This window comes from Microbacterium sp. NPDC056057, from assembly GCF_042266945.1.
Taxonomy (GTDB): Bacteria; Actinomycetota; Actinomycetes; order Actinomycetales; family Microbacteriaceae; genus Microbacterium; species Microbacterium trichothecenolyticum_C.
The window spans coordinates 729,903-756,489 of the sequence record NZ_JBHJWS010000003.1; the positions used below are offsets into that span (position 1 = coordinate 729,903).

Consider the following 26,587-nt stretch of genomic DNA (forward strand, 5'->3'; position numbering starts at 1 on the left):
TCCCCACATGACCGTCGAGATCTCGCGCGGGCACAACCCGCTGCGCGACCCCGAAGACCGTCGCCTCAACCGCATCGCCGGCCCGAGCGCGCTCGTCATCTTCGGCGTCACGGGAGACCTCTCCCGCAAGAAGCTCATGCCCGCCGTCTACGACCTCGCCAACCGCGGGCTGCTGCCTCCCGGCTTCGCGCTCGTCGGCTTCGCGCGGCGCGACTGGGAGGACCAGGACTTCGCCAAGGTCGTCTACGACGCCGTGCGCCAGCACGCGCGCACCGAATTCCGCGACGAGACGTGGCAGCAGCTGCTCCAGGGCATCCGCTTCGTCTCGGGCGAGTTCGACGACCCTGATGCCTTCCGCCGTCTGAAGGACACTGTCGACAAGCTCGACACCGAGCGCGGCACGATGGGCAACCACGCGTACTACCTGTCGATCCCGCCGAAGGCGTTCCCGCTCGTGGCGGAGCAGCTGAAGGCGTCGGGCCTCGTCGACGACACCGCCGACCAGCCCGACCGCTGGCGCCGCGTGGTCATCGAGAAGCCTTTCGGCCACGACCAGGAGTCGGCGCGCGCTCTCAACGACGTGCTGCGCTCGGCATTCCCGACGGACTCGATCTTCCGCATCGACCACTACCTCGGCAAGGAGACGGTCCAGAACATCCTGGCCCTGCGCTTCGCGAACGAGCTGTACGAGCCGATCTGGAACCGCAACTACGTCGACCACGTGCAGATCACGATGGCGGAGGACATCGGGGTCGGCGGCCGTGCCGGGTATTACGACGGTGTCGGCGCCGCACGCGACGTCATCCAGAACCACCTGCTGCAGCTGATGGCGCTCACCGCGATGGAGGAGCCCATCTCGTTCGACGCGAAGGACCTCCGCGCCGAGAAGGAGAAGGTCCTCGCGGCCGTCACGCTCCCGGCCGACCTCGCGCGCTCGACCGCCCGTGGTCAGTACGCGGGCGGATGGCAGGGCGGCGAGAAGGTGCTCGGCTTCCTCGAGGAAGACGGCATGAACCCGCAGTCCACGACCGAGACGTACGCCGCCGTCACGCTCGAGGTGAACACGCGCCGCTGGGCCGGCGTGCCGTTCTACCTGCGCACCGGCAAGCGCCTCGGCCGCCGCGTGACCGAGATCGCCGTGGTGTTCAAGCGCGCGCCCGAGCTGCTGTTCTCGCGCAGCCAGACCTCGGGTCAGGGCCAGAACGCCCTCGTGATCCGCGTGCAGCCCGACGAGGGCGTCACGATCCGCTTCGGCTCGAAGGTGCCCGGCGCCGGCGCCCAGGTGCGCGACGTCACGATGGACTTCGGCTACGGCCACGCGTTCACCGAGGCCAGCCCCGAGGCCTATGAGCGCCTGATCCTCGACGTGCTGCTCGGCGACCCGCCGCTGTTCCCGCGGCACGAAGAGGTCGAGCTGTCGTGGAAGATCCTCGACCCGATCGAGAAGTTCTGGGACGCCCAGGGCGGACCGCTCGAACAGTACTCGCCCGGGTCGTGGGGCCCGGATTCCGCGGACGAGATGCTCTCCCGCGATGGCCGCACCTGGAGGCGCCCGTGATCGTCGACCTTCCCGACACCACCGTCAGCAAGATCTCCCGCGCACTGGTCAACGTGCGCGAGGAGGGCGGGGCGGTCGCGCTCGGCCGTGTGCTGACGCTCGTCATCCTGACGCGCGAAGGCGCCGTCGAAGAGGTCATCGAGGCCGCGAACGACGCCTCGCGCGAGCACCCGATGCGCGTCATCGTGCTCATGATCCCGGACTCCGCCGACGGCGAGTCCCGCCTCGACGCGCAGATCCGGGTCGGCGGCGACGCCGGCGCGAGCGAGGTCGTCACGCTCCGCGCGTTCGGGGACGCCGGCCGCTCGAACCTCGAGAGCCTCGTCACCGGTCTCCTGCTCCCGGACGCCCCCGTCGTGGTGTGGTGGCCCAACCGGACCCCCGACCACATCTCGAAGACGTCGATCGGCCGCATCGCGCAGCGCCGGATCACGGATGCCGCGACCAAGTCCGACCCGTCGGCCTGGGTCGCCGACCTGGGCGAGCAGTACGCGCCGGGCGACACCGACCTCGCGTGGACGCGCCTGACGCGCTGGCGCGAGCAGCTGGCGGCGATCCTCGACCAGCCGCCGTACGAGCCCGTCGTGGGCGTGCGCGTGCGCGGGGCGTCCGATTCGCCCTCCACCGCGCTCCTGGCGGCGTGGCTGCGGCTCACCCTCGACGTGCCGGTCGACTGGGCGTACCTCGACGCCGACGAGTGGCCGCACGGAATCAAGTCGGTCGCGCTCGTGCGCCCCAGCGGCGAGGTGCTCCTCGAGCGCCCGACGCCCGGTGTGGCCATCCTCACGCAGCCGGGTCAGCCGACGCACGACCTCGCGTTCCCCCGCCGGACGCTCCGCGAATGCCTCGCGGAGGAGCTTCGTCGGCTCGACCCGGACGTCCTGTATGGTCGAGTCATCACCGAGGGTTGGGAGCTGCTCGACCCCCCGGCGACGAAGGAGACGCAAGCCTGATGAGCAGTGCTCGGGTGACGAACGGGACGCAGACGGATGCCTGAGGGCTGGGCAGAGAAACGCGTCATCATCAGCTCCGATCCCGCCGCACTGGCCGAGTCGGTCGCGCCCCGCTTCCTGAGCCGGGTCATCAAGCGGATCGACGAGGGCAAGCTCGCGCACATCTCGCTCACGGGCGGGTCGATGGGTGCGGCCGTGCTCGCCGCCGCCGCACGCAATCCGCGCGCGGCGCGCATCGACTGGTCGCGGGTGCACTTCTGGTGGAGCGACGAGCGCTTCGTTCCGCTCGGCCACGCCGACCGCAACGATCGCCAGGCCCGTGAGGCGTTCCTCGACGCTCTCGAGGTCCCCGAGGACAACATCCACGCGACCCTCGGGAGCGACGACGGCGCCGACCTCGACGCCGCCGCTGCGGCGTACGCCGAGGAGCTCGCGCGCTTCCCGGGTGCCGAGGGCGCGTGGCCGTCGTTCGACGTGTGCTTCCTCGGCGTCGGGCCCGACGGGCACATCGCCTCGCTCTTCCCGGACCGCTCCGAGATCCAGATCACGGATCGCGCCGTGGTCGCGGTCCGCGACTCCCCCAAGCCGCCGCCCGAGCGCATCACCATGACGCGCCCGGTGATCAACAGCTCGAAGCGGGTGTGGCTGGTGCTGGCGGGCGCCGACAAGGCGGCCGCCCTCGGCCTCGCCCTCGCGGGCGCCAGCTACGCCAGCGTGCCGGCCGCCGGCGCGAAGGGCCGCAAGCGCACGACGTTCTTCGTCGACCAGGCCGCCGCCGCGCAAGTGCCGCCGGACCTGATCGACCGGGAGTACTGACCCCGGACACACGAGAAGAGCGGATGCCTCGGCATCCGCTCTTCTCGTATGTCTGTCTGCGACTCAGTCCTGGCCGCGGCGCTCGCGCAGCTGCTTCAGCGCGTCGTCGAGGAGAGTCTCGGCCTCTTCCTCGGTGCGGCGCTCCTTCACGTACGCGAGGTGCGTCTTGTACGGCTCGGTCTTCGCGACGGCCGGAGGGTTCTCCTTGTCGCGACCGGCCGGCAGGCCGGAGTGCGGCGAGTCGATCGTGTCGGGGATCTCCTCCTCGGGGATGCCCGCCGCGAAGTAGCGCACCGTCTCGTTGCCGAGGGCGTCCCAGTAGGAGACGGCCACGCGCTCGGCGTGGAATCCGTGGTCCTGCTCGCCCATGGGTCCGGCACCGACGCGGGTGCCGCGGATCGCGTTGCCTCCGGTCGCCATCAGAGCGCCTGGAACTTCGTGATCAGGCCGAGCGCGACGATCGAGGCGAACCACACCAGGGCGAGGACCACCGTGAACCGGTTGAGATTGCGCTCGGCGAGGCCCGAGGAGCCGAGCGCCGACGTCATGCCGCCGCCGAACATGTCGGACAGGCCGCCGCCGCGCCCCTTGTGGAGCAGGATGAGGAGGGTCAGCAGGAGACTCGTGATGCCGAGAAGCACCTGCAGGACGAACTCGAGGATCTGCACAGTCGTTGAAGCCTTTCGCTGCGATCGTTCGCCGATCGCACAAGGGTCAAGTATACGTGTAGGCCGGCGGGCGGTGAGGAATCCTCACCGCCCGCCGGTCGCGGGGTCAGACCCCGACGTGCTTCTGGTAGCGGATGATCGCGGCGAACTCGTCGACGACGAGGCTCGCACCGCCCACGAGGGCGCCGTCCACGTCGGGTTCGCGCATGAAGCTCGCGATGTTCGCGGACTTCACCGACCCGCCGTAGAGCACGCGCGTGCGCGATGCCGCGTCCGCGCCGAGCTTCTCGCCGATGACCTCGCGGAGCTTGGCGCACACGTCCTGCGCCTGCTCCGGCGTCGCGGCCTGGCCCGAGCCGATCGCCCAGACGGGCTCGTAGGCGACGACGATGTCGGCGTCGGCCTTCAGTCCTTCGAGTGCGACCGACAGCTGGCTGACCGGCACGGCACTCGCCCCGAAGGTCTCCAGGTCCTCGCTGGTCTCGCCCACGCAGATCACGGGCACGAGGCCGTGCTTGAGCGCGGCCTTGACCTTCGACCCCACGACCTCGTCCGTCTCGTCGTGGTACTGCCGGCGCTCGGAGTGGCCGATGATGACGTACTTCGCGTCGAGCTTGGCCAGGAACGCGCCCGAGATCTCGCCGGTGTACGCGCCCGAGTCGTGCGCCGACAGGTCCTGCGCGCCGAGGGCGAACGGGATCTTGTCGGCGTCGAGCAGCGTCTGCACGGTGCGCAGGTCGGTGAAGGGCGGGAACACCGCGACCTCGACCGATCCGTCCTCGTGCTTGGCGTCTTTCAGGGTCCAGTGCAGCTTCTGCACGAACGCGACCGCCTGCAGGTGGTCGAGGTTCATCTTCCAGTTGCCCGCGATGAGCGGGGTGCGGCCTGCTACTGCCATCCGAGGACCTCCAGTCCGGGGAGCTTCTTGCCCTCGAGGAACTCGAGGCTGGCGCCGCCGCCGGTCGAGATGTGACCGAAGGCGTCGTCGGCGAATCCGAGCTGACGGACCGCCGCGGCGGAGTCGCCGCCGCCGACGACCGACAGGCCGTCGACCTCGGTGAGCGCCTGCGCCACCGCCTTGGTGCCCGCCGCGAACGGCGCGAGCTCGAACACGCCCATCGGGCCGTTCCAGAACACCGTCTTCGAGTCGCGCACGAGCGCCGCGAAGCGCTCGGCGGTGTCGGGACCGATGTCGAGTCCGAGGCCCGCTGCCCCGAACGCCGTGTCTTCGATGCCGTCGGCGGGCGTCACGACGTGTTCCGCGTCGGCGCCGAACTTCGAGGCCACGACGACGTCGGTCGGGAGCACGAGCTCGACGCCCGAGTCCTCGGCGCGCCGCATGTACTCGCGCACGGTGTCGAGCTGGTCGGCCTCGAGAAGGCTCGAACCGACCTTGTGGCCCTGCGCCGCGAGGAAGGTGAACAGCATGCCGCCACCGATGAGCAGACGGTCGACGCGCGGCAGCAGGTGGTCGATGACGCCCAGCTTGTCGCTGACCTTCGAGCCGCCGAGCACGACGGTGTACGGCCGCTCGGGGTTCTCGGTCAGGCGGTCGAGGACGTCGACCTCCTTCTCGATGAGGAAGCCGGCCGCCGACGGCAGGAGCTCGGCGAGGTCGTAGACCGACGCCTGCTTGCGGTGCACGACGCCGAAGCCGTCGGAGACGAGGACGTCGCCGAGCGTGGCGAGCTCCTCCGCGAACGCGCGACGGGTCGCGTCGTCCTTGGCGGTCTCGCCCGGGTTGAAGCGGAGGTTCTCGATGATCGCGACGTCGCCGTCCTCGAGGGCGGCGACCGCTTCGCGGGCCGACTCCCCCACCGTGTCGCGCGCGAACGCGACAGGCTTTCCGAGCAGCTCCGAGAGGCGCTGGGCGACCGGCTCGAGGCTGTACTTCGGGTCGGGAGCGCCGTCGGGGCGGCCGAGGTGCGAGCAGACGATGACGCGGGCGCCCTGGTTGATCAGGGCGTTGAGCGTGGGGAGCGTGGCCCGTACACGGCCATCGTCCGTGATGACCGCGTCCTTGAGGGGGACGTTGAGGTCAGCACGGACGATGACACGCTTGCCGGCCAGCGAACCCAGCGTGCTGAGGGTGCGCAGAGCCATCGGGATCAGAGCTTCGAGGCGACGATCTCGGTGAGGTCGACGAGGCGGTTCGAGTAGCCCCACTCGTTGTCGTACCAGCCGACGACCTTGACCTGGTTGCCGATGACGCGGGTCAGGCCGGCGTCGAAGATGCAGGAGTGGTCGTCGGTGACGATGTCGCTCGAGACGATCTCGTCCTCGGTGTACTTGAGGATGCCCTTGAGGGGACCCTCGGCGGCAGCCTTGTAGGCGGCCTTGATCTCGTCGACGGTGACCTCGCGCTCGAGCTCGACCGTGAGGTCGGTCGCCGAGCCGGTGGGGACCGGGACGCGCAGCGCGAAGCCGTCGAGCTTGCCCTTGAGCTCCGGCAGCACCAGGCCGATGGCCTTGGCGGCACCGGTCGAGGTCGGGACGATGTTCAGCGCGGCGGCGCGGGCGCGACGCAGGTCGCTGTGCGGGCCGTCCTGGAGGTTCTGGTCGGCCGTGTAGGCGTGGACCGTGGTCATGAGGCCCTTGACGATGCCGAACTCGTCGTTGAGCACCTTGGCGAGCGGCGCGAGGCAGTTCGTCGTGCACGAGGCGTTCGAGATGATGTGCTGGGTCTCGGGGTCGTAGGTCTCCTCGTTCGCACCGATGACGAACGTGCCGTCCTCGCCGCTGGCGGGGGCGGAGATCAGGACCTTCTTGGCGCCGCCCGCGATGTGCTTCGCGGCGTCGACGGCCTTGGTGAAGCGACCGGTCGACTCGATGACGATGTCGACGCCGAGCTCGCCCCAGGGGAGGTTGGCCGGGTCGCGCTCTTCGAAGACCTTGATGGTCTTGTCGCCGACCGTGATCGAGTCCTCGGTGTACGAGACCTCCTGGTCGAGGCGGCCGAGGATCGAGTCGTACTTGAGCAGGTGCGCCAGCGTCTTGTTGTCGGTGAGGTCGTTCACCGCCACGATGTCGAGGTCCGCGCCCTGCGCGAGAGCCGCGCGGAGGTAGTTGCGTCCGATTCGGCCGAAGCCGTTGATGCCGATCTTGACAGTCACGGAGTTTCTCCTGAGATGTGTCGTGCGCGAATGCGCGGTTGTTGCGATGCGAACGAGGACAACGGCGTCCCGGCGGGCTGTCCCGCCGGGACGGCCGCGCTAACTAGGACAGTACCAGCAGGCCGGAGGTCTTCTGGCGGGCGGCGTCGAGGCGCTGCGCGACGTTCTGCCAGTTCGCGATGTTCCAGACGGCCTTGACGTAGTCGGCCTTCACGTTGAGGTAGTCGAGGTAGAAGGCGTGCTCCCACATGTCGAGCTGGAAGATCGGGATCGTGCCCTGCGCGGTGTTGCCCTGCTGGTCGAACAGCTGCTGGATGATGAGCTGCTCGCCGATCGGGTCCCAGCTGAGGACGGCCCAGCCGGAACCCTGGATCCCGTTGGCCGCGGCGGTGAAGTGCGCCTGGAACTTGTCGAAGCCGCCGAAGAACTCGTCGATGGCCGCGCGCAGCTCGCCCTCGGGCTCGCCGCCGCCCTCGGGCGACAGGTTGGTCCAGAAGATCGAGTGGTTGACGTGACCGCCGAGGTGGAACGCGAGGTCCTTCTCGAGCTTGTTCACGTTCGCGAGGTTGCCGGACTCGCGCGCCTCGGCCAGCTGCTCCAGCGCGGTGTTCGCGCCGGTCACGTACGCCTGGTGGTGCTTGCTGTGGTGCAGCTCCATGATCTTGCCGCTGATGTGCGGCTCGAGTGCGGCGTAGTCGTAAGGGAGGTCGGGCAAGGTGTACTTCGCCATGTTCTCTTCTTCCTGTCGGCGCGCGCCGAAATCCCCGGCGCAGCGAGGGTGACGGATTCATCCTACTGAGCGGCAACGCTCGCGCGACCGGGTTGCTTCCGACTGTGACGTGTGGAATGCGGATGCCGCGGGCCGCAGCATCCGTGACGGATCTCAGTCCTCGATGCCCGCCGGGACGGCCGCCTCGGTGCCCGGAAGCCCCTCGGCCTCGGCCTTCTTGTCGGCCATCGCCAGGAGACGGCGGATACGGCCGGCGACGGCGTCCTTCGTGAGGGGCGGGTCGGCGTGGTGGCCGAGCTCGTCGAGGCTCGCGTCGCGGTGTGCGAGACGCAGGTCGCCCGCCTGACGGAGGTGGTCGGGCACCTCGTCACCGAGGATCTCCAGCGCGCGCTCGACCCGCGCGCAGGCGGCGACGGCGGCCTGCGCCGAGCGGCGCAGGTTGGCGTCGTCGAAGTTCACGAGCCGGTTGACGCCCGCGCGCACCTCGCGGCGCTGGCGCATCTGGTCCCACTCCGCGGCGGCGCGCACAGCCCCCATGGCGGCCAGGGCGGCGCGGATCGCCTCGCCCTCGCGCACGACGACGCGCGGGATGCCGCGCACCTCGCGAGCCTTGCCGGCGATGCCGAGCCGGTGGGCGGCGCCGACGAGCGCCATCGCGGCCTCGGACGAAGGGCAGGTGATCTCCAGCGCGGCCGAGCGGCCCGGGTCGCTGAGCGTGCCGGCGGCGAGGAACGCGCCGCGCCAGATGGCGGCGAGGTCGCCGCGCGACCCGGTGGTGAGCTTGTTGGGGAGGCCGCGGACGGGGCGGCGGCGCTGGTCGAGGAGGCCGGTCTGACGGGCGAGCGTCTCGCCGCCCTCGATCACGCGGACGGCGTAGTGGCTGCCCGTGCGCGCGCCGGAGCCCTGCACGTGGACGAGCTCGGGGCGCACGCCGTAGAGCTCCATGAGGTCGCGCGCGGTGCGGCGGGCGAGGATGTCGGAGTCCAGCTCGGCCTCGACCGCGACGCGGTTGGCGATCGAGTGCAGGCCTCCCGAGAATCGCAGCAGCGACGTGAGCTCGGCCACCCGTGCCGTAGGGCGCGGGTCTCGCACGGTGATCAGCTCGGCCTTCACGTCAGCGGTCAGCGACACGGGTCTCCTTCATGGGTCTTGCGGGACGACCGTCAAGCCTACCCGGCCGCTCCGGCCGGGCGGGCTCGTCACTCGCGTCCGAGATCGCGGTGCGTCACGCGGACGGCGACGCCGGGCACACTCGCGAGGCGCTGCGCGAGCTCGCGCACCATCACCACCGAGCGGTGCTTCCCGCCGGTGCAGCCGATCGCGACGACCGAATGGCTCTTGTTCTCGCGCTGGTACCCCTCGAGCACCGGACGCAGCGCGGCGCTGTACGCGTCGAGGAACTCTTCAGCGCCCTCCTGGCCGAGGACGTACTCGCGGACCTCCTCGTCCTCCCCCGTGAACGGGCGGAGCCGCTCGTCCCAGAACGGGTTCGGGAGGAACCGCATGTCGGCCACGATGTCGGCGTCCGGCGGCAGCCCGTACTTGAAGCCGAAGCTCTGGAGCGTCACCGTGTGCCGGGCCGCGCCCTCCTCGCTGAAGAGGTCGGCGACCTTGGTGGCCAGCTGATGGATGTTGTACGACGACGTGTCGATGATGACGTCGGCGCTCTCCCGGACGGCCGCGAGGCGCACGCGCTCGCGACGGATGCCGTCGAGGATCGTGCCGTCGCCCTGCAGCGGATGCGGGCGCCGCACGGCCTCGAAGCGCCGAACGAGCACCTCGTTCGAGGCATCCAGGAACAGCACGCGGATCTGGCGGCGCTCGCGGAGCGCGCGCATCGCGTCGGGGAGGTCCGAGAAGAGGTCCCGGCCGCGCACGTCGACCACCACGGCGACCCGGGGCAGCACTCCCCCGGCGAGCTCGGTGAGGTCGAGCAGCGGCTTGAGCATCTGCGGGGGGAGGTTGTCGACGACGTACCAGTCGAGATCCTCCAGCGCGTTCGCCGCGGTGGAGCGTCCGGCGCCCGACATCCCCGTGACGATCAGCACTTCTCCGACGTCCTGACGCGTCGCCTCGCCCATGACCACCCCCGTCCCGACAAGCCTAGTCATACCGGACGACCGCTCGTCGGCGCGACGTGCCCTATGACGCGTCGGAAAGGGCGGCCGGCTGGGCGAGGTGGGTGTGGATGGCCGACGCGAGCTTGGGGCCGACGCCCGGAAGCTCGGCGATCTCCTCCGGTGTCGCCTTCTTCAGCGCGGACACCGACCCGAAGTGGCGCAGCAGCGCCTTGATGCGCGCCTCGCCGAGGCCCGGCACCTCCGCGAGCACGCTCTGGATGTCGCGGCGGCGGCGCTTGCGCTGATGGGTGATCGCGAAGCGGTGAGCCTCGTCGCGCAGCCGCTGCAGCAGGTACAGCGCCTCCGACGTGCGCGGCAGGATGACGGGGTACTCCTCCCCCGGCAGCCACACCTCCTCCAGCCGCTTGGCGATGCCGCACAGCGCGATCTCCTCGTGGCCGGCATCGCGGAGCGCCCGCGCCGCGGCCTCGACCTGCGGCTGGCCGCCGTCGACCACCAGCAGCTGCGGCCGGTACGCGAAGCGCGGGCGGCGCCGCTCGGTCACGACCTCGCCGTCCGCAGTCGGGTCGGGCGTGGGGACCGGCTCGTTCTCCTCCGGACGATCGAGGTATGCGAGCCGGCGCGTGAGCACCTGGTAGAGCGAGTCGGTGTCGTCGGTGGTCTCGGCGACGCCGAATGAGCGGTACTGGTCCTTGCGGGGCAGGCCGTCTTCGAAGACGACCATCGATGCCACGACATTCGTGCCGCTCAGGTGCGACACGTCGAAGCACTCGATGCGCAGCGGCGCCTCGACGAGGTCGAGGGCCTCCTGCAGATCGGTGAGCGCCTGGCTGCGGGCGACGTAGTCGCTGGTGCGGCGGGTCTTGTGGAGCATCAGCGCCTGCTGGGCGTTGAGCGTGGCCGTGCGCATGAGATCGGCCTTGCGGCCACGCTGGGCGATCTGGATCGTCACGGCCTTGCCACGGCGCCCGCGCAGCCACTCCTCGAGGTCGGCGGCGTCGTCGGGTATCGCCGGCACGAGCACCTGCTTCGGGATGTCGGCGCCCGCTGCGTTCCCGTACGTCCGCTGCAGCACCTGGTCGACGAGTTCGCCGCCGGTGATGTCGAGCTCCTTCTCGATCGTCGTCGCCCGCACACCGCGCACGCGGCCGCCGCGGATCACGAAGTGCTGCACCGTGGCGGCCAGCTCGTCCTCGGCGATGCCGAAGAGGTCGGCGTCGGTGTCGGCGGCGAGCACGAGCGCGCTGCGGTTCAGCACGGCGTCGATCGACTGCAGCCGGTCGCGGTAGACGGCGGCCGCTTCATAATCCATGGCGGCGGACGCCTCACGCATGCGCGCGGTGAGCTCCCGCGTGAACCGTTGATCGCCCCCCGACATGAACGCGATGAAGTCGTCGACGATCGCCCGGTGCTCCTCGATGGTGACCTTCATCGAGCACGGCCCGCCGCAGCGCCCGATCTGCCCCGGGAAGCACGGCCTCCCGGTCGCCATCGCCTTCTTGTACGACGAATCGCTGCAGGTGCGGATCGGGAACACCCTGATCATCAGGTCGATCGTGTCGTGCACCGCCCACACCTTCGGGTACGGGCCGAAGTACTTCGCCCCCGGGATGCGGCGGTTGCGCGTCACGATCACTCGCGGCGCCTCATCGGCGAGCGTGATCGCCATGAACGGGTACGACTTGTCGTCCTTGTAGCGGACGTTGAAGGGCGGATCGAACTCCTTGATCCACTGGTATTCCAGCTGCAGCGAGTCGACGTCGGTCGCGACGACGGTCCATTCGACGGACGCCGCGGTCATCACCATGCGCCGCGTGCGCTCGTGGAGCGTGTGCAGGGGCGCGAAGTAGTTCGACAGCCGGGCGCGGAGGTTCTTCGCCTTGCCGACGTAGAGCACGCGTCCGTCGCGGTCGCGGAAGCGGTAGACCCCGGGATTCGTCGGGATCTCGCCCGGCTGCGGCTTGTACGGGACGGTGGGAGCGGAGCGCGCCATGCGGCTCAGCCGGCCTTGCGGGCCTCGACGAGCTCGGTGACCGCGTGCGTGGGGGCGCGGAGCCCCAGCACCTCGGCGAGGAACGCGCCGGTGTGGCTGCCCTCGGCACGCGCGACCTGCTCGGGCGTGCCCGTCGCGATCACCTGGCCGCCGCCCGAACCGCCCTCGGGACCGAGATCGATCACCCAGTCGGAGGACTTGATGACATCGAGGTTGTGCTCGATCACGATGACGGTGTTGCCCTTGTCGACGAGTCCGTTCAGCACCTCGAGGAGCTTGCGCACGTCTTCGAAGTGCAGACCCGTCGTCGGCTCGTCGAGCACGTAGATCGACCGGCCGTTCGTGCGCCGCTGCAGCTCGGTGGCGAGCTTCACGCGTTGCGCCTCGCCGCCCGAGAGCGTCGTCGCGGACTGGCCGAGTCGGACGTAGCCGAGGCCCACGTCGACGAGCGTCTTCAGGTAGCGGTGGATCGCTTGGATGGGCTCGAAGAACTCCGCCGCCTCGGCGATCGGCATCTCGAGCACCTCGGCGATGTTCTTGCCCTTGTAGTGCACCGCGAGCGTGTCGCGGTTGTACCGCGCACCGTGGCACACCTCGCAGTCGACGTACACGTCGGGCAGGAAGTTCATCTCGATCTTGATGGTGCCGTCGCCCGAGCACGCCTCGCAGCGGCCGCCCTTGACGTTGAAGCTGAAGCGCCCGGGCTGGTAGCCGCGCACCTTGGCCTCGGGCGTCTCGCTGAACAGCGTGCGGATGCGGTCGAAGACCCCGGTGTAGGTCGCCGGGTTCGACCGCGGCGTGCGGCCGATCGGCGCCTGGTCGACGTGCACGACCTTGTCGAGGTTGTCGAGCCCGGTCACGCGCGTGTGCTTGCCGGCGACCCGGCGGGCGCCGTTGAGACGCGTCGCGAGGACCTGGTACAGGATGCCGTTCACCAGCGAGGACTTGCCCGAGCCGCTGACGCCGGTGACCGCGGTGAGCACGCCGAGCGGGAAGTCGACCGTCACGTTCTTGAGGTTGTTCTCGCGCGCGCCGACGACCGACACCTGACGCTTCTTGTCGATCTTGCGGCGCTTCTTGGGGGTGGGGATGGAGCGGCGGCCCGACAGGTAGTCGCCGGTGATCGAGTCGGGGTCGGCGAGGAGCTCGCCGATCGGGCCGGAGTGCACGACCTCGCCGCCGTTGACGCCCGCGCCGGGGCCGATGTCGACCACCCAGTCCGCGGCGTGGATCGTCTCCTCGTCGTGCTCGACGACGATGAGCGTGTTGCCGAGGTCGCGCAGCGCCACGAGGGTCTCGATGAGGCGGCGGTTGTCGCGCTGGTGGAGGCCGATCGACGGCTCGTCGAGCACGTACAGCACGCCGGTCAGGCCGGAGCCGATCTGGGTCGCGAGCCGGATGCGCTGAGCCTCGCCGCCCGAGAGCGTCGCCGCGGCGCGGCTCAGGCTCAGGTAGTCGAGGCCGACGCGGATCAGGAAGTCCAGCCGGAGGCGGATCTCGCGCAGCACCTGCGCGGCGATCGTCGCCTCGCGCTCGGTGAGCGTCAGCTTCGCGAAGTACTCCCGCGCCTCGCCCAGGCTCAGGCGCGAGGCATCCGCGATGGAATGCCCGTGCACCTGCACGGCCAGCACCTCGGGCTTGAGCCGGGCGCCGTCGCACACCGGGCACGGCACCTCGCGGAGGTACTCCGACCAGCGCTGGCGCTGCGTGTCGGACTCGGCCTGCGTGTACTGCCGCTCGATGTAGGGCACGACGCCCTCGAAGCCCGACGAGTAGCGCATCTCTCGGCCGTAGCGGTTCTTCCACTTGACCGTGACCTTGTAGTTCTCACCGCGCAGCACCGCCTCGCGCACCTCGGACGGGAGGCGCTTCCACGGCGTGTCGAGCGAGAAGGCCAGGTCAGCCGCAAGTCCTTCGAGCAGGCGCTCGTAGTACTGGAAGAGGCCCTTGCCCTGCGTCGTCCAGGGGATGAGGACGCCCTCGCGGATCGACAGGTCCTCGTCGCCCAGCATGAGCTCGACGTCGACCGACATGCGCGTCCCGAGGCCCGAGCACGCGGGGCACGCACCGAACGGCGCGTTGAACGAGAACGTGCGCGGCTCGATCTCGGTGAGCTGGAGCGGGTGGCCGTTCGGGCACGCGAGCTTCTCGGAGAAGGACTGCCACGCGGCATCCCCCTCTTCGTCGACGAAGTTGACCTGCACGACGCCGCCCGCGAGCGACAGCGCGGTCTCGACGGAGTCGGTGACGCGGTCCAGGATGCCGGGAGCCGCCACGAGACGGTCGACCACGACCGCGATGTCGTGCTTGTAGCTCTTCTTGAGCGCCGGCGGCTCGGCGAGCTGGATCAGCTCGCCGTCGACGATGGCCCGGGCGTAGCCCTTCGCGCCGAGCTCCTTGAAGAGGTCGACGAACTCGCCCTTCTTCTGCGAGACGACGGGGGCGACGATCTGGTAGCGCGTGCGCTCGGGCAGCTCCATGAGCTGGTCGGCGATCTGCTGCACCGTCTGGCGCTGGATCACGGCGCCGCAGTCGGGACAGTGGGGCACGCCGATGCGCGCCCACAGCAGGCGCATGTAGTCGTGGATCTCGGTGATCGTGCCGACCGTCGACCGCGGGTTGCGGTTCGTGGACTTCTGGTCGATCGAGACGGCGGGACTGAGACCCTCGATGAAGTCGACATCGGGACGGTCGACCTGCCCCAGGAACTGCCGCGCGTACGCGCTCAGCGACTCGACGTAGCGGCGCTGGCCCTCGGCGAAGATCGTGTCGAACGCCAGGCTCGACTTGCCCGAGCCGGAGAGGCCGGTGAAGACGACGAGCGAATCGCGCGGGATGTCGAGGTCGACATCCTTGAGGTTGTGCACGCGGGCACCGCGGACGCTGAGCTTTCCGCTGCTACCGCCGACGGAGTTTCCGGGCATGTTTGCGGGCAGGGCGACAGGGACGATGGGCACCCGACAAGTCTAGGTGGGGCCTCCGACACGGGGGCTGGGAGCCGTTCGCCGTGGGCGAAGACGCGGGACCGAGCGGCCCTTCAGCGAGCGCCGGCGAAGGGCTGCAGTGCGTCGCGGAGCACGAGAAGCGCCGCGGCATCCGTCCCCACACTCGCCATCACCTTGCCGGGAACCTCCAGCGCCTGCGCACGCAGACGCCGGCCGGCCTCCGTCAGGCGGACGTCGAGTACCCGCTCGTCGTCGTCACGACGCGAGCGGGTGACGAGGTCCTGCGCCTCGAGGCGCTTCACCAGGGGCGACAGGGTCGCCGGCTCCAGGGCGAGCTCGGCGGCGAGCTCGCGCAGCGAGCGGGGCGACCGCTCCCACAGCGCGAGCATGACGAGGTACTGCGGATGCGTGAGGCCGAGCGGCTCGAGGATCGGCCGGTACAGCGCGACGACGTTGCGCGCCGCGGTCACCAGCGCGAAGCACACCTGGTTGTCGAGCGCGAGCAGGTCGTCGGGGCTGAGTTCGGCGTTCGTCACCCGATGATCCTATCGCCCACTAATCATTAGTACACTAAGGAACATGCCAGACATGGATGCCCCCACCCCCGGCCGTCGTCCGCTCCGCGAGCGCGTGCGCGAAGCCGGGGGCTGGTACGCGTTCCTCAATACGAACCTCATCCGCGTCGCCGGGCCCGCCGCCGTCGGCCCCTACGAGACGACTCCCCCGCCGAGCCAGGCGGAACGGGCCGAGCGCGCGTGCCCGCTCTGCGGCGCGCCGATCTCGCAGCACACGTTCGACCGCACGGGACCCAAGCCCCTCATGCACTGCCCGTAGCCCTGGGTGGCCCCTGAGCGACGTCGAAGGTCAGGCGTGGCCTGCGCGCTCCATGGCGCGCAGCTCCTTCTTGAGGTCCTGCACCTCGTCGCGCAACCGCGCGGCGAGCTCGAACTTCAGCTCCCCGGCCGCTGCGAGCATCTGCTGGCTGAGATCGGCGATGGTCGCCTCGAGCTGCTCCGCCCCCTCGGCTGCGATGCCTTCGCGCCGCAGCTGCGGGGTCGGGCTCTTGCCCATGCCGGACTTGGTCTTCGCCGCGGCCTTGCCCCGCAGCATCCGATCCGTGTCGGACGCCTCGCGCGCGAGCACCTCGGTGATGTCGGCGATGCGCTTGCGCAGCGCCTGCGGTTCGATGCCGTTGGCGGTGTTGTAGGCGATCTGCTTCTCGCGACGACGATCGGTCTCTTCGATGGCCTTGGCCATCGAGTCGGTCACCGTGTCGGCGTACATGTGCACCTGACCCGAGACGTTGCGGGCCGCGCGACCGATCGTCTGGATGAGCGAGGTGCCGCTGCGGAGGAACCCCTCCTTGTCGGCGTCGAGGATCGACACGAGCGAGACCTCGGGCAGGTCGAGGCCCTCGCGCAGGAGGTTGATGCCGACCAGCACGTCGTAGACGCCGGCTCTCAGCTCGCTGAGCAGCTCGACGCGGCGCAGCGTGTCGACGTCGGAGTGCAGGTAGCGCACGCGCACGCCGTGCTCGCCGAGGAAGTCGGTGAGCTCTTCCGCCATCTTCTTCGTGAGCGTCGTGACGAGCACGCGCTCGTCGCGCTCGACGCGGAGGCGGATCTCTTCGAGCAGGTCGTCGATCTGCCCCTTCGACGGCTTCACGACGATCTCGGGGTCGACCAGGCCCGTCGGGCGGATGATCTGCTCGACGACACCGTCGGCGATGCCCATCTCGTACCGGCCCGGGGTGGCCGACAGGTAGACCGTCTGCCCGACGCGGTCCTTGAACTCGTCCCACCGCAGCGGCCGGTTGTCGAGCGCGCTCGGCAGCCGGAACCCGTGCTCGACGAGGGTGCGCTTGCGCGAGGCGTCCCCCTCGTACATCGCCCCGATCTGTGGGACGGTGACGTGCGACTCGTCGATCACCATGAGGAAGTCGTCGGGGAAGAAGTCGAGCAGCGTGTGCGGCGGCTCGCCCGGCTCGCGCCCGTCCATGTGTCGCGAGTAGTTCTCGATGCCCGAGCAGAACCCGAGCTGCTGCAGCATCTCGAGGTCGAACGAGGTGCGCATGCGCAGGCGCTGCGCCTCGAGCAGCTTGTTCTGCGACTCGAGCTCCTTCAATCGATCGGCGAGCTCGTCTTCGATCGTGCCGATCGCGCGCTGCACCGTCTCGGTGCCGGCGACGTAGTGCGACGCCGGGAAGATCGGCACGCTGTCGAGCCGCTGCACCACATCGCCCGTCAGCGGGTGGAGCATGAACAGCGCCTCGATCTCGTCGCCGAACATCTCGATGCGGATCGCGTACTCCTCGTAGACCGGGATGATCTCGATGGTGTCGCCGCGCACGCGGAAGTTGCCGCGCGAGAAGTCCACGTCATTGCGGTTGTACTGCATCGCGATGAACTTGCGGATGAGCGCGTCGCGGTCGTAGACCTCGCCCACCTGCAGCGCCACCATCGCGCGCAGGTACTCGTCGGGGGCCCCGAGGCCGTAGATGCACGACACCGTGCTCACCACGATGACATCGCGGCGGCTGAGCAGCGAGTTGGTCGTCGAGTGGCGAAGCCGCTCGACCTCGGCGTTGACCGACGAGTCCTTCTCGATGAAGGTGTCGGTCTGCGGGACGTAGGCCTCGGGCTGGTAGTAGTCGTAGTAGCTGACGAAGTACTCCACCGCGTTGTGCGGCATGAGCTCGCGGAACTCGTTCGCCAGCTGTGCGGCCAGGGTCTTGTTGTGCGCGAGCACGAGGGTGGGGCGCTGCACGGCCTCGACGAGCCACGCCGTCGTCGCCGACTTGCCGGTACCGGTCGCCCCGAGCAGCACGACGTCGGTCTCGCCGGCGTTGATGCGCGCCGCCAGCTGCGCGATCGCCTGGGGCTGGTCGCCCGACGGCTCGTATTCGCTCACGACCTCGAACGGCCGAACGGATCGTGTGGTCTGCACCAATCCAGCGTAGGCGCGACCTCCGACATCGGGGCGGCGTTCGCGAGGAGCGGATGCCTCGGCCCGCGGTCCGCGCGGGAGTCAGCCGCCGAAGCCCCCGCCGCCGTCGAATCCTCCACCGAAGCCACCGGCGTCGTATCCGCCGCCGAAACCGCCCCCGTCGAACCCGCCGCCGCCGTCGAACCCGCCACCGCCGCCGTCGTAGCCGCCCGAGCCGGGGTCGTACGTGTCGCCGATCCACGCCGGGCTGTCGCCGAGCTGCAGGGATCCGGCGCCGACCGTGTAGTACGCGGCCACCGAGCTCGACAGCAGGAACTGGTTCGCCACGATGGCCAGCGCGCCGGCGTTCACGAGCATCGAGCGCACGTCGACGTCGTCGCGCGGGTCGCGGTCGAGGGCCCCGACCGCCGTGCGAGCGGGGTCGGCCGCGGCCTGGGTCGCAGCATCCGCTCCCCTGCTCTCGGCGCGGCGCGCCTGGTGCTCCTCGGCACGGCGGACGAGCCGTGCGATCACCGTCGGGTCCTCCGCGGCCGCGTCGCGCTCCGAGTCCGCGAGGAACGGCCGCAGCTGCTCGAACATCTCGCGCCGGCGCTCCGGCGGCACGTCGGCGAAGGCGGACGCGTGGGCGCTCTCGATCACGGACGCGGGCAGGGTGTTGAGGAGATAGACGTACCGCGCGATGCGCTCCTCCTCGGTCGTCGCACCGTACGGCGTCTTGCGACGACGGCGGAACCTCGAGAACACGGCCATCGGAACCTCCTCGATCCGACTCCAGACTACGAGCGCGCGGCGCGCTGCGCGATGTGCGCGTCGAGCGACTCCCACAGCGCGTCGACCTGGCGCCGGGTGGTCTCGAGCGAGCCCGCGGTGTCGATGACGACATCGGCGATCCGCAGGCGGGCCTCGTCGGGCACCTGCGACGCGAGACGGGCGCTCGCGTCGGCTTCGGTCATGCCGCGCAGCTCGACGAGGCGGCGACGGCGGACGTCCTCGGGCGCGTGCGCGACCACGATGAGCTGCCAGGGGTCGTCGACGCGCGCCTCGACGAGGAGCGGCACGTCGTAGACCACGACCGTGTCGGGATCCGCGGTGAACGCCTCCTCGAATCGACGCGCGGACTCGGCGCGGACGGCGGGGTGGACGATCCGGTTGAGCTCTGCGATCGCCGCGTCGTCGCCGAACACCCGGCTGCCGAGGGCGGCGCGGTCCAGGGATCCGTCGGGGCGCAGCATCCGTTCCCCGAAGGTCTCGGCGATCGCGGCCAGCACGGGCGAGCCGGGCTGCTGCACCTCGCGGACCAGCTGATCCGCGTCGACGACGACCGCGCCGTGCTCGGCCAGGCGACGGGCGATCGTGGACTTTCCGGAGGCGATGCCTCCGGTGAGGGCGACGAGCGGCATGGTTCGAGCATGCCACGCCGCGCCGGAACGGAGTGTCGCGGGCGCCTGCAAGCCTGCGCGGTTCCTGAGGCGGGCCTGAGCGGGCGTTGAGGCACCGGAGGTAGCCTCGGGGCACCCGAAGGACAGATCAACCCGTGTGGCACTGGGGAGGGCGGGAGATGAGCGCCGGACGCGACATCGTGGCGACCGACGTGACTCCGCCCCGCTGCACCAGCCCGATCATCCTGAGGTACGGACAGGCCGCGCGCGTGGGGACGACAGCGGCTCAGGTCCGTGCACGGAGGACGCGCGCAGGGCGGGATATGGGGATATCTCCCGCCCTACGCGCGGCCCGCCGGACCGGCGGGGTGGCGGACGCACGCGAGCACAGCTCCCTGGCCCGTCCCGCGTACGGTCGCGTCCCGTGATCGACGGCCTGCCGCACCCGTTCCGGAGCGCGTTCTGGGATATCATGACCGACGTCCAGGGTCCGTCGACAGCACCGGACCCGGAGGGTGCATCGGTGGAAGAAGCGCGCGTCGCGGTCGTGATCGAGGATGAAGCGGACATCCGTTCTCTCCTGTCGACCGTGCTCGCCCAGGCGGGCTTCGAAGTGCACGGCGCGGCCAACGGTGCGGACGGCGTCGAACTCGTGCGCGAGCACCGCCCGCTGGTGACCACGCTCGACGTGAACATGCCCGGGATGGACGGCTTCGAGACGGCCAAGCGCATCCGGGCCATCAGCTCCACGTACATCGTGATGCTCAGCGCCCGCACCGAGGAGATCGACGCGCTCCAGGGACTCGAGGCGGGGGCCGACGACTACGTCGCCAAGCCCTTCCGCCCTCGTGAGCTGCGCGCCCGCATCGACGCCATGCTGCGCCGGCCGCGGCATGTGGCGCCCGCCGACCTCGACGCCGTGAGCGAGAACGGGCCGCCCGACGGCGTGTGGCTCGAGCACCACGGGCTGCGCCTGAACGCCTCGACCCACCTCGTCACCGTCGACGAAGAGGATGTCGAGCTGACGCGCAGCGAGTTCGACATCCTCGCCGACCTGCTCGTAGCCGGCCGGCGCGTGCGGGCGAAGTCCGATCTCGCCCTCATGCTCCGCGGCGACCAGTACGCCGTCAGCGACTTCGTCTCCGACAGCGACGCCCGGGCGATCGAGGTGCACATGGCGAACCTTCGTCGCAAGCTCGGCGAGTCGCCCGCGCAGCCGCGGTGGATCGAGACCGTACGCGGGGTCGGCTACCGGCTCACCGCCTGACGGAGGCTCCGAAGCGGCGGACGGATGCCGCTAATCGCCCTCGTCGACGAGCACCGAGGTCTCCACGTTCGCGGCCGCACGGCTCGCTGCCTCGCGCGCGACGCGCATGAGCTCAGCGGGGTCGTAGCCTGCCGTCTCGCTGAGCGCGACGCCGACGCCGACCACGGGGATCACTCCCCCGCCGACCTTGCCCAGGTCGTCGAAGAGGCCGCGGTAGATCGCGCCCGCCTGCCGGCGCGCCTCCTGCGAGGACGCCACCGCGATCCCGACGACGAGCCCGGTGTGGCCGTCCTGACCCACGACGGCGTTCGTCGGCGCGTGGTGGCGCACGCCGGTGCGCCACGTCGCCGCCAACGCTCCGGCGACGTCGCTGCCGAACGCCGTGGAGATCTGGTCGAGGTCGTCCAGGCGCACGGCGGTCACCGCGATCGGCTCGAACCGGCGCTCGGCGCGCCGGCACATGCCCTCGAGCACGACGGCGAAGGAGCCCTCCGAGAGGATGCCCTGCTCCTCGTCCACGGCCTGTGTCTCGCGCAGGTAGCCGCGCATCGGCGCGCGGCTCGCCCGCAGCACCGAGGTGACGACGACTGCGACGATCGTGAGCGTCACCGTGAGGTAACTCGTGCTGATCGTGCCGAACGCCGCCTGGAACAGGGCGCTGTCGGGGCCCGAGGTCACGAACGCCGTCGTGCGCGACACGTAGTACAGTGACTGGAATCCGAGGACCGCCCCGAGCACCCACGCCGTGCGCGACTCCCGCATGTCGCCGCGGAGGCACTCCACGGCGCCCGCGCCGGCGAAGCAGAGCAGCGGCACGAACATCCACAGCGCGCCGGCCCAGTCGCCGCCGGCCTCCCCCTCGATCGCGACCGCCGTGGCGGCGGCGGCCACCGCCACGGCGACGAGGATCGAGGACCAGCGCATGTCGCGGCGGTTGAAGCGGCGGCATCCCAGCCACATGCAGCCGGTGCCCGCGACGAAGGCCGCGTTGCCGACGGCGATGGCCCACCACGCGCCCTCCGACTGCACCCAGATCGTGTATGCGAGTGTGGTGAGCATCGCCGCGAGGAACGCGATCGACCAGATGCGCCCCGCGCCCTCGTCCCGTCGCAGCAGCGTCTCGAGGATGAACAGCACGCCGCTGACGTTGACGACCAGAGCGGTCATGATGAGCACGCTCGCCAGATCGAGGGTCATCGTTCTTCTCCTTCCGGGCCGATGGCGGGCAGCTTCACGATGAAGGTCGACCCGACGCCGGGCGCGCTGTGCAGCGCGAGCTCGCCGCCGTGCGCGCGCACGATGTCACGGGTGATGGCGAGGCCGAGACCGGTGCCCGATCTGCGCTCGCCGCCCGCCTTGTAGTACCGCTGGAAGAGCCGCGAGCGGTCCGCGTCCGAGATGCCGACGCCGGTGTCGCGCACCAGGATCCAGCTCGACGTGCCATCCGTCGTCGTGCCGACGAACACCGTGCCGCCGTCCTTGTTGTAGGCGATGGCGTTCGACACGAGGTTGTCCACGACCTGGCGCAGGCGCAGCGGGTCGGCCCACGCGTTCGCGGGCTCGAGGCCCGTCTCGTCGATCGTGATCGCCCGTGCCGCGGCCCGCGGGAGGGCGTCGGCCGCGGCGCCGCGCATGAGGTCGCGCGCGTCGAGGAGCTGCGGGGCGAGGGATGCCTCGACCGACGACGGCGACGAACTCGACGCCGCGAGGATGTCGGCGACGATGCGCAGCAGGCGCTCGGCGTTGCGCTCGGCCACGTCGAGGCTGGCCCGCACCGCGTCGGGGGTGTCGGGATCCTCGATGGCGAGGTCGAGGTAGCCCAGGATCGAGGTGAGCGGGGTCCGCAGCTCGTGCGACACCGAGGCCACGAGGTCGTCGCGCGCGCGAAGGGCGCTGAGCTCGGCGGTCACGTCGCGCGAGACGACCACCGCACCCGCGTCGCCGCCGTCGGGGTCGATGAGGCGACGGGCAGTGATCGTGAGCGCGCGGCGCGGTCCGGGCTCGGCCCCGAACCAGACGACCTGGTCGTCGAACGCCTCCCCGCGGCGCGCGCGTTCGAGGGGGAGCTCGTCGGGCGGCAGCGGCGAGGTGCCGTCGTCACGGAATGCCGGCACCTCGATGCCGTCGGGGTCGAGCTCGAATCCCTGCAGGAGCTTGCCGTGCGCCTCGTTCGTGACCGCGACGCCGCCGCTCGTTCCCATGCGCACCACCCCGAAGTCGACGGCGTCCAGCACCTCCGTGACGACTTGCTCCTGGCGCCGGGTGCGCGCGAGCACGCTCGCCAGCAGCGCCGACTGCTTGGCCAGCAGCATCCGTTGCGCATCCGACCGGCGCGCGTTGAGGTGACTCGTAGCGGCGACCGCGACGATCACCAGCGGCAGCAGCAACGTCCGGTACGTGACCTCGGTGGCGCTGAGCGCCGTGAGCACGCTGACGATCCCCGCGATGGCCACGATCACGCCGAAGAGGCCGAGGAGGCCGAACCCGCCGGCGAGCCATGTCGCGGGGAAGATCCACAGCAGCCCCAGCACCGTGTCGGGCGCGGCGACCTGCATGAGGGTGATGGCGATGATGTCGATGGCGGGGACCACCGCGACCCACCCGTACCGCAGCCGACCCCAGGGCACCACGAGCGTGGCAGCCGTCACCGCCACCACGAGGACGACCCCGAGGAAGAACAGCACCGGCTCGCCGCCGAAGGGCCCGATCGCGACGAGCACACCGAGCACGAACACGACCGCGGCCAGCAGCAGCTGGTTCAGCATCGCGGTGCGGCCACGCATGCGGTCGGCTCCCTCCGGCGCGGTCCCGCCCGTGCGGGAACGCGCCGCTGGCGCACCCGGCTCGCCCGGCGTCGCGGCGGTCATACCGCGACGGTAACGGATGCCGCGCCCCTGTGGCCGGACGGCGCGCTCGCTGCCGTCCACCGGGCGCGGGAACGAGGGGTCGGATCCGCGGGTGCGGGGTCAGAACCCGAAGTCGCCGAAGTCCCCGATTCCGCCCATGTCGCCGGCTGCGGCGTCGCCGCCCCAGCCCGAACCCGGGTCGCCGCCCCAACCCGCCCCGGAGTCCGCGCCGGCGTCCGCGGCGCCGGTCTCGCCCGAGCCGCCGTCGGCGCTGGAGCCGTCTTCGTAGCCCTGGTCGTACGCGAAGCCGGGCGCGAGGAACGAGCTCACCAGGGCCGAGCCGATGACGTAGCCGACCACCGTTCCGAGGATCGACGAGCCGAGCATCGAGCCGAAGGAGGGGCCTTGGCGCTGGGGGCCGAGCGTGCGCTCCATGAACCCCGGGTTGGTGTACTCGGCACGGGTCGCCGCGCGGGCCATCGCCTGCGGATCGGTCGAGCGCGGCTGCTCCTGCGGAGGGAGACCCGCCGAGAGCTCGGCGAGCACCTGCTGGCGCTGCGGCTCGGTGAGCTTCGCGAAGGCCTCGGCATGCACCTGCTCGATCGTCTCGGGCGGTGCTGTTTTCAGGAGGTACCGGTAGCGCTCGATCGCGATCTCGTCCTCGCTCCGGGGCGGCTGCATGCCCGGCCCCTGCGCGCCGTCGCGGTTCTGCGGGACGGGCGGCGCCTGGCGCGCGTCATCCGTGCTTCCGAACAGTCGGTCGAGGAATCCCATGTGCTGCTCCGTCGTCTGCGAGTGCGAATGGATCCTCACGCTAGGCGCGCTTCCTCCGAAGGCGCTGGAGGATCCGCCGCGGTTCTCGCAGAGCGTACAGCGTCACCCGCGCGCCGCGAGCGCCTCGCTCAGCCACCGCGCGTGGAGCTGCCACGGATCATCGACCCCGGCGGCGAGCACGGCGATGTGCGCGATGAGCGCGTCGGAGCGGCGGAACCACTCGGTGCCCGGGAACCGGTCGGCCGCGAACTGCACGTGCCGGCGCTGCTCGAGCGCGCGCCCGCCGCGCTCGAACGCCAGCAGCTCGTCATGCCAGATGGCGCCGAAGCGCTGCCGTGGATTCCCGCTCGTCCCGATCTTCACGCGGTCGTCGTAGCGGAGGTAGTACACGACGTCGACGCGCGGCGGTGCGATGTCGTCGTCGGGCAGGTCGCCGTAGCGCCACTCGCACACCGCGCACAGCCAGCCCGATGGGTAGCGGACCCCGAGCCGCGAGCCGCACAGGCGGCACGACGAGGGCAGCGCGTCGGTGACGCCGTACTGGGCGTCTGCCCACTCCCCTGCCGCCGCGAGGTGCGCCTCGCACAGCGCGACCGGAGCATCGGCGTGCACAGGGCCGCGGCATCCGTCGTCGTCCACAAGACATCGAGAGGCGGGAGGAGTCATGGGCACAGGGCGACCGTACCTGCGACCTCCGACGCCCGCGATGCGCGAAAGGCCGCCACCCCGCCGAAGCGGTGGTGGCGGCCTTTCGAACCAGGCGGTTCAGCGAACCAGGCGGCTCAGCTCAGGATCAACGACCCGAGAGCTTCTCGCGCAGAGCTGCGAGTGCCTCGTCGTCGGCCAGCGTGCCCACGGGGCTGCTGTCGGACGAGAAGCTGGACGAGCCGGTCTCGACGGGAGCGTTCGCCTCGGCCTCGAGAGCCTTGGTGACGGCGGCCTTGTGGGCCTCCCAGCGAGCGTGGGCGGCAGCGTACTCCTGCTCCCACTTCTCGCGCTGCTCGTCGAAGCCTTCGAGCCACGCGTTGGTCTCGGGGTCGAAGCCCTCCGGGTACTTGTACTCGCCGTGCTCGTCGTACTCGGTGACCATGCCGTAGAGGGCCGGGTCGAACTCGGTGCCGTTCGGGTCGACCGACTCGTTCGCCTGCTTGAGCGAGAGCGAGATGCGGCGACGCTCGAGGTCGATGTCGATGATCTTGACGAAGACCTCTTCGCCGACCGACACGACCTGCTCGGCGAGCTCGACGTGCTTGCCCGACAGCTCCGAGATGTGCACGAGGCCCTCGATGCCGTCCGCGACGCGCACGAACGCACCGAACGGAACGAGCTTGGTGACCTTGCCCGGCGCGACCTGACCGATCGCGTGGGTGCGGGCGAAGACCTGCCAGGGGTCCTCCTGCGTCGCCTTGAGCGACAGCGAGACGCGCTCGCGGTCGAGGTCCACCTCGAGGATCTCGACGGTGACCTCCTGGCCGACCTCGACGACCTCGGACGCGTGCTCGATGTGCTTCCACGAGAGCTCCGAGACGTGGACGAGACCGTCGACGCCACCGAGGTCGACGAACGCACCGAAGTTGACGATCGACGAGACCGTGCCCTTGCGGACCTGGCCCTTGTGGAGGTTGTTGAGGAACGTGGTGCGCGACTCGGACTGCGTCTGCTCGAGCAGGGCGCGGCGCGACAGCACGACGTTGTTGCGGTTCTTGTCGAGCTCGAGGATCTTCGCCTCGATCTCCTGGCCGAGGTACGGCGTGAGGTCGCGGACGCGGCGGAGCTCGATGAGCGAAGCGGGGAGGAAGCCACGCAGGCCGATGTCGACGATCAGACCACCCTTGACGACCTCGATCACGGAGCCGGTGACCACACCGTCGTTCTCCTTGATCTTCTCGACGTCGCCCCACGCACGCTCGTACTGCGCGCGCTTCTTGGAGAGGATGAGGCGGCCTTCCTTGTCCTCCTTCTGGAGAACGAGGGCTTCGACCTCGTCGCCGACCTTGACGACCTCGTTGGGGTCGACGTCGTGCTTGATGGAAAGCTCACGCGAGGGGATGACGCCCTCGGTCTTGTAACCGACGTCGAGGAGCACCTCGTCGCGGTCGATCTTCACCACGGTGCCCTCGATGAGGTCGCCGTCGTTGAAGAACTTCAGAGTCTTCTCGACCGCGGCCAGGAAGTCCTCGGCAGATCCGATGTCGTTGATCGCGACCTGCTTGGTGGCCGGGGCGGTCGTTGCGGTAGTCATGTAGTGGGTTGTCCTTGTAGGGGTTGTGTGTCGGGCTCCGGCTCTCTGCGGCTCCCCCGCGCGAGCGCGAACGGATGCCTCGAGCCGAGGCGAAGCGGATTTTCTTGCGATGCCACTCGGACCCTTGCGGATCCGGTCACCGGCGCGAACCGGCACTCAGGCGTGGCGAAACAGCCACACGAGTGACGCTCCAGGGTATCAGAACGACCGGGTCGCTCGCGATGTTCCCGATGGCCCCGATCTGCCCGCCCACGCGGGGCCGCAGCATCCCGTTCG

At 70.3% G+C, this 26,587-nt stretch carries 24 protein-coding genes; 5 read left to right on the plus strand and 19 right to left on the minus strand.

Annotated features, from left to right (window positions below):
* Positions 1-7: 7 nt before the first annotated feature.
* From zwf to pgl, 3 genes are read left to right on the plus strand one after another with little or no spacing between them, the layout of a single operon-like run.
* Positions 8-1,558: a glucose-6-phosphate dehydrogenase gene (gene zwf / locus ACFC1K_RS15365; RefSeq protein WP_310290474.1), complete on the plus strand. Its 1,551-nt coding sequence runs from the start codon at positions 8-10 to the stop codon at positions 1,556-1,558.
* Positions 1,555-2,511, plus strand: coding sequence for a glucose-6-phosphate dehydrogenase assembly protein OpcA (locus ACFC1K_RS15370; RefSeq protein ID WP_310290472.1), 957 nt, complete (start codon positions 1,555-1,557; stop codon positions 2,509-2,511). Before zwf ends, ACFC1K_RS15370 begins: the two co-directional genes overlap by 4 nt.
* Before the next feature lie 36 nt (positions 2,512-2,547).
* Positions 2,548-3,327 (plus strand): 6-phosphogluconolactonase, encoded by a 780-nt coding sequence (pgl, locus tag ACFC1K_RS15375; RefSeq protein WP_375872259.1) that lies wholly within the window; start codon positions 2,548-2,550, stop codon positions 3,325-3,327.
* A gap of 63 nt (positions 3,328-3,390) precedes the next feature.
* On the opposite strand, the gene ACFC1K_RS15380 is transcribed toward pgl, so the two are convergent.
* The 11 genes from ACFC1K_RS15380 to ACFC1K_RS15430 all read right to left on the minus strand — a co-directional run bounded on the left by ACFC1K_RS15380 (position 3,391) and on the right by ACFC1K_RS15430 (position 15,393).
* Complete coding sequence (locus ACFC1K_RS15380; protein WP_056367156.1) at positions 3,391-3,747, minus strand: RNA polymerase-binding protein RbpA; 357 nt, start codon at positions 3,745-3,747, stop codon at positions 3,391-3,393.
* Positions 3,747-3,995 carry a preprotein translocase subunit SecG gene (secG, locus tag ACFC1K_RS15385; protein WP_045298839.1) on the minus strand — a complete coding sequence of 83 codons (249 nt, stop codon included), beginning with the start codon at positions 3,993-3,995 and terminating at the stop codon, positions 3,747-3,749. The genes ACFC1K_RS15380 and secG overlap by 1 nt, the downstream gene beginning before the upstream one ends.
* A 106-nt stretch (positions 3,996-4,101) precedes the next feature.
* Positions 4,102-4,893, minus strand: coding sequence for a triose-phosphate isomerase (gene tpiA / locus ACFC1K_RS15390; RefSeq protein WP_375872260.1), 792 nt, complete (start codon positions 4,891-4,893; stop codon positions 4,102-4,104).
* On the minus strand, positions 4,884-6,098 hold the full coding sequence (locus ACFC1K_RS15395; RefSeq protein WP_375872261.1) for a phosphoglycerate kinase: 1,215 nt from the start codon (positions 6,096-6,098) through the stop codon (positions 4,884-4,886). Before ACFC1K_RS15395 ends, tpiA begins: the two co-directional genes overlap by 10 nt.
* Before the next feature lie 5 nt (positions 6,099-6,103).
* Complete coding sequence (gene gap, locus ACFC1K_RS15400) at positions 6,104-7,108, minus strand: type I glyceraldehyde-3-phosphate dehydrogenase (protein WP_310290460.1); 1,005 nt, start codon at positions 7,106-7,108, stop codon at positions 6,104-6,106.
* Positions 7,109-7,211: 103 nt separating this feature from the next.
* Positions 7,212-7,838 (minus strand): Fe-Mn family superoxide dismutase, encoded by a 627-nt coding sequence (locus ACFC1K_RS15405; RefSeq protein WP_341999834.1) that lies wholly within the window; start codon positions 7,836-7,838, stop codon positions 7,212-7,214.
* Between the two features lie 153 nt (positions 7,839-7,991).
* Positions 7,992-8,969, minus strand: a complete 978-nt coding sequence (gene whiA, locus ACFC1K_RS15410; RefSeq protein ID WP_375872262.1) for a DNA-binding protein WhiA — start codon at positions 8,967-8,969, stop codon at positions 7,992-7,994.
* Positions 8,970-9,037: 68 nt separating this feature from the next.
* On the minus strand, positions 9,038-9,919 hold the full coding sequence (gene rapZ / locus ACFC1K_RS15415; protein ID WP_375872263.1) for an RNase adapter RapZ: 882 nt from the start codon (positions 9,917-9,919) through the stop codon (positions 9,038-9,040).
* Positions 9,920-9,980: 61 nt separating this feature from the next.
* A complete protein-coding gene (uvrC, locus tag ACFC1K_RS15420) occupies positions 9,981-11,912 on the minus strand; it encodes an excinuclease ABC subunit UvrC (RefSeq protein WP_375872264.1) in 1,932 nt (643 codons plus the stop codon).
* 5 nt (positions 11,913-11,917) lie between these two features.
* Complete coding sequence (gene uvrA / locus ACFC1K_RS15425) at positions 11,918-14,869, minus strand: excinuclease ABC subunit UvrA (protein ID WP_375872265.1); 2,952 nt, start codon at positions 14,867-14,869, stop codon at positions 11,918-11,920.
* 80 nt (positions 14,870-14,949) lie between these two features.
* Positions 14,950-15,393 (minus strand): MarR family winged helix-turn-helix transcriptional regulator, encoded by a 444-nt coding sequence (locus ACFC1K_RS15430; protein ID WP_375872266.1) that lies wholly within the window; start codon positions 15,391-15,393, stop codon positions 14,950-14,952.
* A 43-nt stretch (positions 15,394-15,436) separates the two neighbouring features.
* Between ACFC1K_RS15430 and ACFC1K_RS15435 the strand changes: the two genes are divergently transcribed.
* Entirely contained in the window at positions 15,437-15,691 is a 255-nt protein-coding gene (locus ACFC1K_RS15435) for a hypothetical protein (RefSeq protein WP_375872267.1), read from the plus strand.
* A 30-nt stretch (positions 15,692-15,721) separates the two neighbouring features.
* On the opposite strand, the gene uvrB is transcribed toward ACFC1K_RS15435, so the two are convergent.
* The 3 genes from uvrB to coaE all read right to left on the minus strand — a co-directional run bounded on the left by uvrB (position 15,722) and on the right by coaE (position 19,203).
* Complete coding sequence (uvrB, locus tag ACFC1K_RS15440; protein ID WP_375872268.1) at positions 15,722-17,803, minus strand: excinuclease ABC subunit UvrB; 2,082 nt, start codon at positions 17,801-17,803, stop codon at positions 15,722-15,724.
* Between the two features lie 81 nt (positions 17,804-17,884).
* A complete protein-coding gene (locus tag ACFC1K_RS15445) occupies positions 17,885-18,553 on the minus strand; it encodes a hypothetical protein (RefSeq protein WP_375872269.1) in 669 nt (222 codons plus the stop codon).
* A 26-nt stretch (positions 18,554-18,579) separates the two neighbouring features.
* The gene (coaE, locus tag ACFC1K_RS15450) at positions 18,580-19,203 is read right to left on the minus strand and encodes a dephospho-CoA kinase (RefSeq protein WP_375872270.1); all 624 of its coding nucleotides are present in this window, start codon (positions 19,201-19,203) and stop codon (positions 18,580-18,582) included.
* 502 nt (positions 19,204-19,705) lie between these two features.
* Between coaE and ACFC1K_RS15455 the strand changes: the two genes are divergently transcribed.
* Positions 19,706-20,449 (plus strand): response regulator transcription factor, encoded by a 744-nt coding sequence (locus ACFC1K_RS15455; RefSeq protein WP_375872271.1) that lies wholly within the window; start codon positions 19,706-19,708, stop codon positions 20,447-20,449.
* Between the two features lie 30 nt (positions 20,450-20,479).
* On the opposite strand, the gene ACFC1K_RS15460 is transcribed toward ACFC1K_RS15455, so the two are convergent.
* From ACFC1K_RS15460 to rpsA, 5 genes are all read right to left on the minus strand, one after another.
* Entirely contained in the window at positions 20,480-21,646 is a 1,167-nt protein-coding gene (locus ACFC1K_RS15460; protein ID WP_375872272.1) for a hypothetical protein, read from the minus strand.
* Entirely contained in the window at positions 21,643-23,316 is a 1,674-nt protein-coding gene (locus ACFC1K_RS15465) for a sensor histidine kinase (RefSeq protein ID WP_375872273.1), read from the minus strand. The genes ACFC1K_RS15460 and ACFC1K_RS15465 overlap by 4 nt, the downstream gene beginning before the upstream one ends.
* Positions 23,317-23,415: 99 nt before the next feature.
* Positions 23,416-24,069, minus strand: a complete 654-nt coding sequence (locus tag ACFC1K_RS15470; RefSeq protein WP_310290430.1) for a hypothetical protein — start codon at positions 24,067-24,069, stop codon at positions 23,416-23,418.
* A 102-nt stretch (positions 24,070-24,171) separates the two neighbouring features.
* Positions 24,172-24,735, minus strand: a complete 564-nt coding sequence (locus tag ACFC1K_RS15475; RefSeq protein WP_375872415.1) for a GIY-YIG nuclease family protein — start codon at positions 24,733-24,735, stop codon at positions 24,172-24,174.
* Positions 24,736-24,862: 127 nt separating this feature from the next.
* Positions 24,863-26,311, minus strand: coding sequence for a 30S ribosomal protein S1 (gene rpsA, locus ACFC1K_RS15480; protein WP_310290426.1), 1,449 nt, complete (start codon positions 26,309-26,311; stop codon positions 24,863-24,865).
* Positions 26,312-26,587: the final 276 nt, after the last annotated feature.